The organism is Nonomuraea basaltis (assembly GCF_005893125.1).
In the GTDB taxonomy this organism is placed as follows: Bacteria; Actinomycetota; Actinomycetes; order Streptosporangiales; family Streptosporangiaceae; genus Nonomuraea; species Nonomuraea basaltis.
The window spans coordinates 30,677-41,704 of sequence record NZ_VCJS01000110.1; the positions used below are offsets into that span (position 1 = coordinate 30,677).

At 68.2% G+C, this 11,028-nt stretch carries 9 protein-coding genes; 8 read left to right on the forward strand and 1 reads right to left on the reverse strand.

The features are described from left to right. The first annotated feature begins 19 nt into the window (after nucleotides 1–19). The 6 genes from EJK15_RS39105 (at nucleotide 20) to dop (ending at nucleotide 9,093) form a co-directional block, all read left to right on the forward strand. Nucleotides 20–871, forward strand: a complete 852-nt coding sequence (locus EJK15_RS39105) for a tRNA (adenine-N1)-methyltransferase (RefSeq protein ID WP_138715518.1) — start codon at nucleotides 20–22, stop codon at nucleotides 869–871. Between the two features lie 204 nt (nucleotides 872–1,075). Further along, a complete protein-coding gene (arc, locus tag EJK15_RS39110; RefSeq protein ID WP_138715519.1) occupies nucleotides 1,076–2,839 on the forward strand; it encodes a proteasome ATPase in 1,764 nt (587 codons plus the stop codon). 113 nt (nucleotides 2,840–2,952) lie between these two features. Next, a complete protein-coding gene (gene hypF / locus EJK15_RS39115; protein ID WP_240777492.1) occupies nucleotides 2,953–5,208 on the forward strand; it encodes a carbamoyltransferase HypF in 2,256 nt (751 codons plus the stop codon). A gap of 70 nt (nucleotides 5,209–5,278) precedes the next feature. Then, nucleotides 5,279–6,346, forward strand: coding sequence for a pyridoxal-phosphate dependent enzyme (locus EJK15_RS39120; RefSeq protein ID WP_138715521.1), 1,068 nt, complete (start codon nucleotides 5,279–5,281; stop codon nucleotides 6,344–6,346). Nucleotides 6,347–6,412: 66 nt separating this feature from the next. Beyond that, nucleotides 6,413–7,492, forward strand: coding sequence for an acyltransferase family protein (locus EJK15_RS39125; RefSeq protein WP_240777493.1), 1,080 nt, complete (start codon nucleotides 6,413–6,415; stop codon nucleotides 7,490–7,492). 86 nt (nucleotides 7,493–7,578) lie between these two features. Further along, entirely contained in the window at nucleotides 7,579–9,093 is a 1,515-nt protein-coding gene (gene dop / locus EJK15_RS39130; protein WP_138715523.1) for a depupylase/deamidase Dop, read from the forward strand. 11 nt (nucleotides 9,094–9,104) lie between these two features. Here dop and EJK15_RS39135 read toward each other — a convergent pair whose 3' ends face one another. After that, on the reverse strand, nucleotides 9,105–9,509 hold the full coding sequence (locus tag EJK15_RS39135) for a hypothetical protein (protein ID WP_138715524.1): 405 nt from the start codon (nucleotides 9,507–9,509) through the stop codon (nucleotides 9,105–9,107). Nucleotides 9,510–9,656: 147 nt separating this feature from the next. On the opposite strand from EJK15_RS39135, the gene EJK15_RS39140 reads away from it, so the two are divergent. Beyond that, nucleotides 9,657–9,866 carry a ubiquitin-like protein Pup gene (locus EJK15_RS39140; RefSeq protein WP_138715525.1) on the forward strand — a complete coding sequence of 70 codons (210 nt, stop codon included), beginning with the start codon at nucleotides 9,657–9,659 and terminating at the stop codon, nucleotides 9,864–9,866. A gap of 32 nt (nucleotides 9,867–9,898) precedes the next feature. Next, complete coding sequence (locus EJK15_RS39145) at nucleotides 9,899–10,900, forward strand: endonuclease domain-containing protein (protein ID WP_138715526.1); 1,002 nt, start codon at nucleotides 9,899–9,901, stop codon at nucleotides 10,898–10,900. Nucleotides 10,901–11,028 lie beyond the last annotated feature (128 nt).

Below are 11,028 nucleotides of genomic sequence, written 5' to 3' on the forward strand. Positions count from 1 at the left end.
CCCCAGTACCCTTGCGACCATGGGTTTCCGCAGGCATGGGCCTTTCCGGGCGGGGGATCAGGTGCAGCTCACCGACCCCAAGAACAAGCGCCACACGATCACGCTCAAGGAGGACGGCGTCTTCCACACCCACAAGGGCGCCATCCCGCACAGTGACCTGATCGGGCAGCCCGAAGGCTCCGTCGTTCGCTCCTCCGGCGGCACCCAATACCTCGCCTTCCGCCACCTGCTGCAGGACTACACGCTCGCCATGCCGCGCGGCGCGGCGGTCATCTATCCCAAGGACGCCTCGATGATCGTCGGCATGGCCGACGTCTTCCCCGGCGCCCGGGTGATCGAGGCCGGGGTCGGCTCGGGCGCGCTGACGTGCTTCCTGCTGCGGGCCGTCGGCCCCGAGGGGCACGTGACCTCCTACGAGCGCCGCGAGGAGTTCGCCGACGTGGCCCGCAAGAACGTCGAGAAGTTCTACGGCGACCCCATGGACGACAACTGGCGGCTGGTCGTCGGCGACCTGGTGGCCTCGATCGACGAGGTCGACGTCGACCGGATCATCCTCGACATGCTCGCCCCGTGGGAGTGCGTCGACGCCGCCGCCAAGGCGCTCACGCCGGGCGGCGTGATCTGCTGTTACGTGGCCACGACCACCCAGATGTCCAAGACCGTCGAGGCGATTCGCGATCACGGGTGTTTCACCGAGCCGCATGCGTGGGAGACCCTGGTTCGCGACTGGCATGTCGAAGGGCTCGCCGTAAGACCGGATCATCGGATGATCGGCCACACGGGGTTCCTCGTCTCCGCCCGCCGCATGGCGGACGGGGTGGCGCCGCCGCCGAGACGCCGCCGACCGAAGGGGACCACCGAAGAACTATGACAATTTGGCCACGAGGGTGCGTTCGTGCGTGACACGGGAACAGATCGCCGTGTTCATATGCTGGGAGTATTAAACGCTCTATTGGGGATTATTCACCGAACACTGAATGTCACTCTACGAACACTGCCCGGCCAGGTTACGGAGGGGCCCGAGATAGGTAAGGTCCTTAGTAGTCGCCCTCGACTGGGAAGGAGGTGACGGGGCGTGGCAGCTCGCGATGATGCTGAGGCTCGAGCCGCGCAGCGCGAACGGGAGGTCGCTGATCTTTCAACACAGGTCTCCTTCCTCCAGGAGGAGATCACCGCGCTGAGGCGGAAGCTGGCCGAGTCACCCCGTCAGGCCAGGGTCCTCGAAGAGCGTCTCCATGAGGCACAGGCGAATCTGGCGGCCGTGACCGGCCAGAACGAACGCCTTGTGGCAACCCTCAAGGAGGCCAGGGACCAGATCGTCGCTCTCAAGGAGGAGGTCGACCGGCTGGCGCAGCCGCCATCCGGCTTCGGCACCTTCCTCGAGGCCAGAGAAGACGGCACGATCGAGGTGTTCACCGGCGGCCGCAAGCTGCGGGTGAACGTCAGCCCTGCCGTCGACGCCGACTCGCTGCGGCGTGGCCAGGAGGTCATGCTCAACGAGGCGCTCAACGTGGTCGAGGCTCTCGGCTACGAAGAGGTCGGCGAGATCGTGATGCTCAAAGAACTGCTCGACGAGGGCAAGCGGGCCCTGGTCATCTCGCACGCCGACGAAGAACGCGTCGTGCGACTGGCCGAGTCGCTGGTCGGCCAGCCCATCAGGGCCGGCGACTCGCTCCTGCTCGAACCTCGCTCCGGCTACGTCTACGAGCGCATACCCAAGTCCGAAGTCGAAGAGCTCGTCCTCGAAGAGGTCCCCGACATCTCCTACGAGGAGATCGGCGGCCTCATGCGGCAGATCGAGCAGATCAGGGACGCCATCGAGCTGCCCTACCTGCACGCCGACCTGTTCCGCGAGCACAAGCTGCGCCCCCCCAAGGGCGTGCTGCTCTACGGCCCGCCCGGTTGCGGAAAGACGCTCATCGCCAAGGCCGTCGCCAACTCCCTGGCCAAGCAGGTCGCGGAGAAGACCGGCCAGTCCGGCAAGAGCTTCTTCCTCAACATCAAGGGCCCGGAGCTGCTCAACAAGTACGTCGGCGAGACCGAGCGGCACATCCGCCTGGTCTTCCAGCGCGCCCGTGAGAAGGCCTCAGAGGGCACCCCGGTGATCGTGTTCTTCGACGAGATGGACTCGATCTTCCGCACCCGCGGCTCCGGCGTGTCGTCCGACGTCGAAAACACCATCGTGCCCCAGCTGCTGTCGGAGATCGACGGTGTCGAGGGCCTGGAGAACGTCATCGTCATCGGCGCCTCCAACCGCGAGGACATGATCGACCCGGCGATCCTGCGGCCCGGCCGCCTGGACGTCAAGATCAAGATCGAGCGGCCGGACGCCGAGGCGGCCAAGGACATCTTCTCCAAATACCTGATCCCCGACCTGCCCCTGCACCCGGAGGACCTGTCGGAGCACAGCGGCTCCCGCGAGGCCACCATCAGCGGCATGATCCAGAGTGTCGTCGAGCGCATGTACACCGAGAGCGAAGAGAACCGCTTCCTCGAGGTGACCTACGCCAACGGCGACAAGGAAGTCCTCTACTTCAAGGACTTCAACTCCGGCGCGATGATCCAGAACATCGTCGACCGGGGCAAGAAGATGGCCATCAAGCAGTTCCTCGAGAGCGGCCAGAAGGGCCTGCGGGTGCAGCACCTGCTCACGGCCTGCGTGGACGAGTTCTCCGAGAACGAGGACCTGCCCAACACCACCAACCCCGACGACTGGGCCCGCATCTCCGGCAAGAAGGGCGAGCGGATCGTCTACATCCGCACGCTCGTCTCCGGCAAGCAGGGCACCGAGGCCGGCCGTTCCATCGACACCGTCGCGAACACCGGTCAATACCTGTAGAACCACGAGAGCGGGAGGGCCACCGTGCCCTCCCGCTCTCGCGTGCGAACCACAGGCCCGCGACACGGCCGATACGCATGCGTGTGCACGCCGACGAGGCGCACACTGGCCCTGTGACCACGCTCAAACGGGTAGACGTGCACGTCGAAGGCATCGTGCAAGGCGTCGGCTTCCGGCCCTTCGTTCGCTCCCTCGCCAACCGCCTCGGCCTCGCCGGACGGGTACGCAACGACGTCGACGGCGTGTTCATCGAGATCGAAGGCGCGCACGCCGGAGTCGAGGAGTTCCTCACCGCCCTCGAACGCGACGCGCCCGCCCTGTCCGAGATCGAGCGGGTCACCGTCGTCAGCGGCGAACCGGCCGGGCACAGCGAGTTCACCATCGCCGCCACCGGCCCCGCAGGGCTGTGCCGCGCCCTCGTCTCCGCCGACAGCGCCACCTGCGACGACTGCCTGCGCGAGCTGGCCGACCCCGCCGGCCGCCGCCACCGCTACCCGTTCATCAACTGCGCCAACTGCGGGCCCCGCTTCACCATCGTCCGCGGCGTCCCCTACGACCGGCTGCTGACCACCATGGCCGGCTTCGCCATGTGCCCCGCGTGCGCCGCCGAATACCACGACCCCGGCGACCGGCGCCACCACGCCCAGCCCACCTGCTGCCCCGCCTGCGGGCCCCGGCTGCGGCTCCTCGACGCCCACGGCACCGAACTGCGCGGCGACCCCGTCTCCTGCGCGGTCACCCTGATGCGCGACGGCCACGTCGTCGCCATCAAGGGACTCGGCGGCTTCCACCTCGCCGTGCCCGCCTCCCACGAGCAGGCCGCCGCCACGCTGCGCGGCCGCAAGCACCGCGAGGACAAGCCGTTCGCCGTCATGGCCGCCGACCTCGATCAGGCCCGGCGGCTGTGCGAGATCGACGACGCCGCCGCCGGCCTGCTCACCGGCCGCGCCCGGCCCATCGTGCTGCTGCCCCGCCTCGACGGCGCCCCCGTCGCCGCCTCCGTCGCACCCGGCAACCGCAGCCTCGGCCTCATGCTGCCGTACACGCCGCTGCACCACCTGCTGCTCGCCGAACTCGCCGGACCCATGGTCCTCACCAGCGGCAACGTCTCCGGCGAGCCCATCGCCTACGACGACGCCGACGCCCTCACCAGGCTCAATGGCATCGCCGACGCCTTTCTCACCCACGACCGCGCCATCCACATCGGCACCGACGACTCCGTCGTCCGCCCCATGTCCGGCAAGATCACCGTGCTGCGCCGGGCCCGCGGCTACGCCCCCGAGCCGCTCCCGCTGCGCCGGCCCGTGCCCCGTCCCGTCCTCGCCTGCGGCGCCGAGCTCAAGAGCACCTTCTGCCTGGCCCAGGATCGGCGCGCGTTCCTCTCCCAGCACATCGGCGACCTGGAGAACCACGAGACGCTCCGCTCCTTCGTCGAGGGCATCGACCACTTCTGCGGCCTGTTCGACATCCGGCCCCAGATCGTCGCCCACGACCTGCACCCCGAATACCTGTCCACCAAGCACGCCAAGGAGATCCCCGGCGTCGAGCTCGTCGCCGTCCAGCACCACCACGCCCACATCGCGTCCTGCCTCGCCGACAACGGCGACCCCGGACCCGTGATCGGCGTCGCCTTCGACGGGCTCGGCCACGGCGCCGACGGCACCATCTGGGGCGGCGAGTTCCTCCGCGCCGACCTGGCCGGCTTCGAACGCCTCGGCCGCCTCGCCCCCGTCCCCATGCCAGGCGGCACCGCCGCCATCAGGCAGCCGTGGCGCATGGCCGCCGCCTACCTCCGCCACGACCACCCCGAGCTGGACGTGGCCCGCCGCCACGCCGACCGGTGGGCCGGCGTCCTCGCCCTCGCCGACAAGGGCGTCGACGCCCCTCTCACGTCCAGCGCCGGCCGCCTCTTCGACGCCGTGTCCGCGCTGCTCGGCGTCCGCGACGCCATCACCTACGAGGGGCAGGCGGCGATCGAGCTCGAACAGCACGCCGACCCCGCGGAAACCGGCGCCTACCCCGCCTCCGTCACCGCCGGCGACCTGCTCACCGTCGAGGGCGGCGACCTGATCCGCGCCGCCGCCGAGGACCTGGCCGCCGGAGTGCCCACGAGCGTCATCGCGGGCCGCTTCCACAACGGTGTCGCCGACGCCATCGTCCGCTCCTGCGCGGCCCTCAGAGACGCCACAGGGCTGTCGGCGGTCGCGCTGTCCGGCGGGGTCTTCCAGAACGTGCTCCTGCTGGAACGCACCGTGGAGCGGCTGCGAGGGGCCGCGTTCCGGGTGCTCACGCACGTACGCGTGCCGCCCGGCGACGGCGGCATCAGCCTGGGCCAGGCCGCCGTCGCCGCCGCCCGCGACCGCACCTGACAGCCTCGGACGATGCCGCCCCGCGTGGCACTGCGGCCCCGGGACCCGGCCGGCTCCTAGCATGGCGATCATGGAGTACCTCAACCCCGGACGCGCCCCGTACACCGCGCAAGACCGCGCGCTCATCGGGACCGAGCACGCCCGCCAGGCCCGCGCCCACTTCGCCGGGCACCCCGCCTACCGGCCCACGCCCGTCCACACCATCCCGGGCCTGGCGGGGACACAGGCGGTCTACGTCAAGGACGAGAGCGGGCGCATGGGGCTGGGCAGCTTCAAGGCGCTCGGCGGCGCGTACGCCGTGCACCGCCTCGGCGGCGGGACGCCGTTCGTCTGCGCCAGCGCCGGCAACCACGGCATCTCCGTCGCCTCCGGCGCGCGCGAGGTCGGGACGGCGTGCGTCGTCTACCTCAGCCACGGAGTCCCGGAGGCGTTCGCGCGGCGGCTGCGCGCGCTCGGCGCCGAGGTCCGGCGCAGCGGCGACGACTACGAGGCCAGTATGGCCGCCGCCCAGCAGGCCGCACAGGAGCACGGGTGGCGGCTCGTCGCCGACAGCTCCTGGGACGGCTACACCGACGTCCCGCTCGACGTCATGCGCGGCTACACGGTCCTGTTCGACGAGCTCACCGACCCCGGCACGGGCGCCGATGCCGGTGCCCACGCCGGAAACGGCCCCGGCGCGGTCCTTGAGCCGCCCACCCACGTGTTCGCGCAGGCGGGCGTCGGCGGGCTGGCCGCCGCGGCCGCCGGATACGTACGCGACCGCTGGGGCGAGCAGCCGAAGATCGTCATCGTCGAGCCGGAAGGCTCCCCCTGCCTGATCGAAAGCGCCCGCGCCGGCCGGCCCGTCCGCGTCCAGGCCGGCCGCACCACCCTCGGCAGGCTCGACTGCCCCGAACCCTCGCTCATCGCCCACCGCCTCCTGGCCCACCTCGCCGACCTGTACATGACCATCACCGACGACCAGGCGGCCGCCGCCGCCCACCGGCTCGCCGGCCACGGCGTCGCCCTGTCCGAATGCGGCGCCGCCGGAGCCGCCGGCCTGCTCGCCCTCAGCCCCGCCACGCGCGCCGCGATCGGCCTCGGCAGCGACTCACGCGTGCTTCTGGTGGGAACAGAGCGCCCAGTGGAACCGAAGTGACACAAATTACGTCTAAGGGGCGTGCATCAACCTAACCGGCCGAAGCATGCTCGGGGAGACGGCCGGTTGGCCGAACTCGACCTCCTGCGATTCCTCGCAGCCCTGGCCGTCGTCGCCTTCCACTTCCTGGTCGCGTACGCCTCCGTCTGGGGAGACAGGCCCGCCGAGCTGTTCCCCGCCCTGGCGCCCATCGCCGGGCTCGGCATCCTCGGCGTCGAACTGTTCTTCATCATCAGCGGGTTCGTCATCCTCATGACCGTCTGGGGACGCGGGCTCGGCGGCTTCGCCCGGTCCCGGTTCGCCCGCCTCTATCCCGCGTACTGGCTCAGCCTCGGCGCCGTCGCCGCCCTCTACGGCCTGACCGGCGTCAAAGTGCTCGACCCAAAACTTTCACCAGGTGAATACCTGCTGAACGCCACCATGTTCCAGCGGCTGTTCAAGGTCACCGACGCCAGCGGCGTCTACTGGTCGCTCTGGGCCGAGCTCCGCTTCTACCTGCTGATGGCCATCCTCGTGATCATCGGCGTCACCTACGGGCGCGTCCTGGCGTTCGCAGGCGTCTGGCTGGCCGCCGCCCTGGCCGCCCGGCTGCTCGGCAACGACCTCCTCAACGAGATCGTCATGCCGCACTACGCCCCCTACTTCGTCGCCGGCATGGCCCTGTACCTCATCCACAAACACGGCAACACCTGGCTGCCCTGGCTCTACGTGGCCGCCGGATACGCCATGTCGATCCCCTCCGCGCTCGACCGCGTCCACCGGCGCATCGACGCCGCCGGATTCAAGAACATGCCCGTCACCGACACCAGCGTGATCATCACCATCACCGTGATCTTCGCCCTGATGGCGCTCGCCGCGCTCGGCCTCCTCAGGCTCAAACCCTCCAAAACGCTCACCGCGCTCGGCGGCATCACCTACCCGCTTTACCTGTTCCATGGCGTCGTCGCCGCCGCCCTCATCCCGGCGCTCACCGGCGACCTGCCCCCCTGGGCCGTCGCCACCATCGCGACGCTGGTAGCCGTACTCCTGTCGTATCTGGTGTACTCCTTTGCCGAACGCCCCATCCAGCGACTTCTCAAGCCTCGCAGAACCCCGCAAAGCCCATCAGCTCCCGCCGTACAGGTGGAAAAGGCGTCGGTGCCATAACTCTGTGGCCTCGGGGCACTGTGAAGGGCATAGGCTCGGGCATATAAACGGCGGATAGGCAGATCCGGACGAACAGAGGATGTTGCATGACGGTGCGTCGGGTGATGGGCATCGAGACCGAGTACGGCATCTCCGTACCAGGTCAGCCAGGCGCCAACGCGATGGTGACCTCCTCACAGGTCGTGAACGCCTACCTGGCCGCCTCAGCGGCCCGCGTGCGCAGGGCACGATGGGACTTCGAAGAAGAAAACCCGCTGCGCGACGCGCGCGGCTTCGACCTGGCCAGAGAAGTCGCCGACACCAGCCAGCTCACCGACGAGGACCTCGGCCTCGCCAACGTCATCCTCACCAACGGCGCCCGCCTCTACGTCGACCACGCCCACCCCGAATACTCCTCACCCGAATGCACCAACCCCCGCGCCGCCGTCATCTGGGACAAGGCAGGCGAGCGCGTCATGTACGACGCCGCCACACGCGCCTCCGCCATCCCCTCCAACGCGCCCATCCAGCTCTACAAGAACAACACCGACGCCAAAGGCGCCTCCTACGGCTGCCACGAGAACTACCTGATGCGGCGCGCCACCCCCTTCGCCGACATCGTCAGGCACCTCACCCCCTTCTTCGTCTCCCGGCAGGTCGTCGTCGGCGCCGGCAAGGTCGGCATCGGCCAGGACTCCCGCGGCGAAGGCTTCCAAATCAGCCAGCGCGCCGACTTCTTCGAAGTCGAAGTCGGGCTCGAGACCACGCTGAAGCGGCCCATCATCAACACCCGGGACGAGCCGCACGCCGACCCCGAGAAATACCGCCGGCTCCACGTCATCATCGGCGACGCCAACATGTCCGAGATCTCGACCTACCTGAAACTCGGATCCACCGCGCTCGTCCTCGCCATGATCGAAGAAGGCTTCCTCACCCGCGACCTCGCGATCGAAAGCCCCGTCCAAGCACTCCGGGCCGTCTCACACGACCCCAGCTGCCGCTACGAGATCCCCATGCGCGACGGCCGCAAGCTCACCGCCATCCAACTCCAGATGGAATACCTCGAACAAGCGAGAAAGTACGTCGAGGAACGCGGCACCGCCCAGGACGAGATGAACAAAGACATCCTCGACCGCTGGGAATCCGTCCTCACCCGCCTCGCCGAAGACCCCATGCAGCTCTCCCACGAGCTCGACTGGGTCGCCAAACTCGAACTCCTCGAGGGCTACCGCAGCCGCGACGGCCTCCCCTGGACCCATCCCCGGCTCCAACTCGTCGACCTGCAATACTCCGACATCCGGCCCGACCGCGGCCTCTACAACCGGCTCGTCGCCCGCGGCCGCATGCAACGCCTCGTCACCGAAGAAGAAGTCCAGCGCGCCGTCGAAAGCCCCCCGAACGACACCCGCGCCTACTTCCGCGGCCGATGCCTCAGCCAATACAGCGAATCCGTCGCCGCCGCCTCCTGGGACTCCGTCATCTTCGACATCCCCGGCAGGGAGTCGCTCCAGCGCGTGCCCACACTCGAGCCGCTGCGGGGCACCAAAGCCCACGTAGGCGAGCTCTTCGACCGCTGCCGCACCGCCGCAGACCTCGTCGCCGCCCTCACCGGCGGAGACTGACCGCCCCCTCCTCAGAGCAGGCCGATCCCCAGCGTCAGCGTGCCCACCGCCAGACACACACCCCCCACGACCGTCAGCCAGATCAACCTGCTCGGCTTCGTGTCGCTCGGACGCACCACCGACAGGAAGAAACCCAGCGGCATCAGGATCGGCGCCGCCACGATCAGCGTGCGCGTCAACCCCTTCACGGCCTCCGGCAAACTCGCCTGGTCCACGTACAGCATCGCCACCAGGCCGAACAGGACCAGCACTCCCGCATGCGCGTGCCCGGCCCGCCACAGGCCGCGCCGGACCGGGTTGTCCAGGTAGCCGGGGACGTTCCGCATCAGGAACGACAGCAGCGAGACGCCGCCGAAGGCCACCAGCGGGACTGTGATGAGGAGCACACCTGCGGTGCTCAGAGATGATGGGGACATCGGAATCTCCTTGTGGGTACGGGGTTCCAGTATTAGATAGTTGTGCTATCTGGTCAACCTGGCAAGATCGCTGGGCGATCGGCGCGAAATGTCGGCCGGTTCGGGGAAGATATGCCTTAGAGGCAGTCCCCCAAGTGGAGGTAGGACATGGCTACCAAGGACACCGGCGGTCAGAAGCAGACCGGGCGGCGCGAGTCTGAGGTCGAGGAGACCGAGGCCTCGGCAGCGCCTGACGTTCAGGAGCGGCAGGAGAAGCTCAGCGACGACGTCGACGCGATTCTGGACGAAATAGACGAAGTTCTCGAAGAGAACGCAGAGGAATTCGTGCGCAGTTACGTGCAAAAGGGCGGAGAGTAGGGCAAAACGGACATCGAAAAGGGGTGAATCGGGTGGAAGCGCCGGACGGAGTTAAGTGGTGCCCGGACTGTGGCGAGACCAAGGTGGTCTCCGAGTTCGGGCGCAATAAGCGCATGGTCGATGGGCTGGCGCGATATTGCAGGGTCTGCTTCCGGAAGCGTTCCACTCAGAGCTATCGCAAACGCATGGAAGAGCAAGGGAAAACCGTGCGTGAGCGGGTTGAAGTCCCCGAAGGGCAGAAGTTCTGTCCTCGTTGTTCCGAGATCAAGACCCATGCCGAATTCGGCAGCAATCGGTCTAGTAAAGATGGGCTCACTGCCTACTGCCGGGCGTGCCACACGGTAGTGGTGCGCGAGAACAAGATCAAGAATCACGGGAGCGATCGGAATTACAAGCTAAAGCTCCGTTACGGCATCACCGAGGACGACTTTGAGCGCATGCTCGCCCGGCAGGGCGGGCTCTGCGCCATCTGCCGGGCCGTGCCGGGCACGTTCGTCGACCACAGCCACCAGACCGGCCAGGTCCGGGGCGTTCTCTGTTTCAACTGCAACAACGGGCTCGGCCACTTCGGCGACAACACGGTCTTGCTGGAGTTGGCCGCCCTCTATCTGGGCGGGGAGATTCTCTGGCCGGAGTTCGTGATCCTCCCGGAGCGGCGTGGTGCTGATTCCGTGGCGAGGACGCGGGGTTATCACCTGGCTCAGCGTTATCGGCTGCGGCATGAGGATGTCGAGCGGATGGTCTCGGCGCAGCATGGGTTGTGTGTGGTGTGCTGGGATCGGCCGCCGGAGCATGTGGATCATTGTCATCGGACCGGTGATGTGCGGCATGCGTTGTGCTTGCCGTGCAATACCGGGATCGGGCAGTTCCGGGATGATGCGGCGGTGGTGTGGCGGGCGCTTTCGTATGTCGAGGCGACGATTCTCGGCCAGTGTGGCGAGGTGGAGGTGTCGGACGAGGAGTTGCGGGAGTTGTTCCAGGATGAGGAGCGGCTTTGTGCCGATTTCTACGCCAGGGCCAGCAGGGTGGGCTGAGTCCGGTTACTTCTCGGGCATGGTGTATTCGACTGCGACGCCGAGCAGGCGGACGGGGCGGTCGAGGTCGAAGCGGGTGAGGATGGCGACTGCCGTGTCGGCCAGTGCGCGGGGGTCGGTGGTGGGGG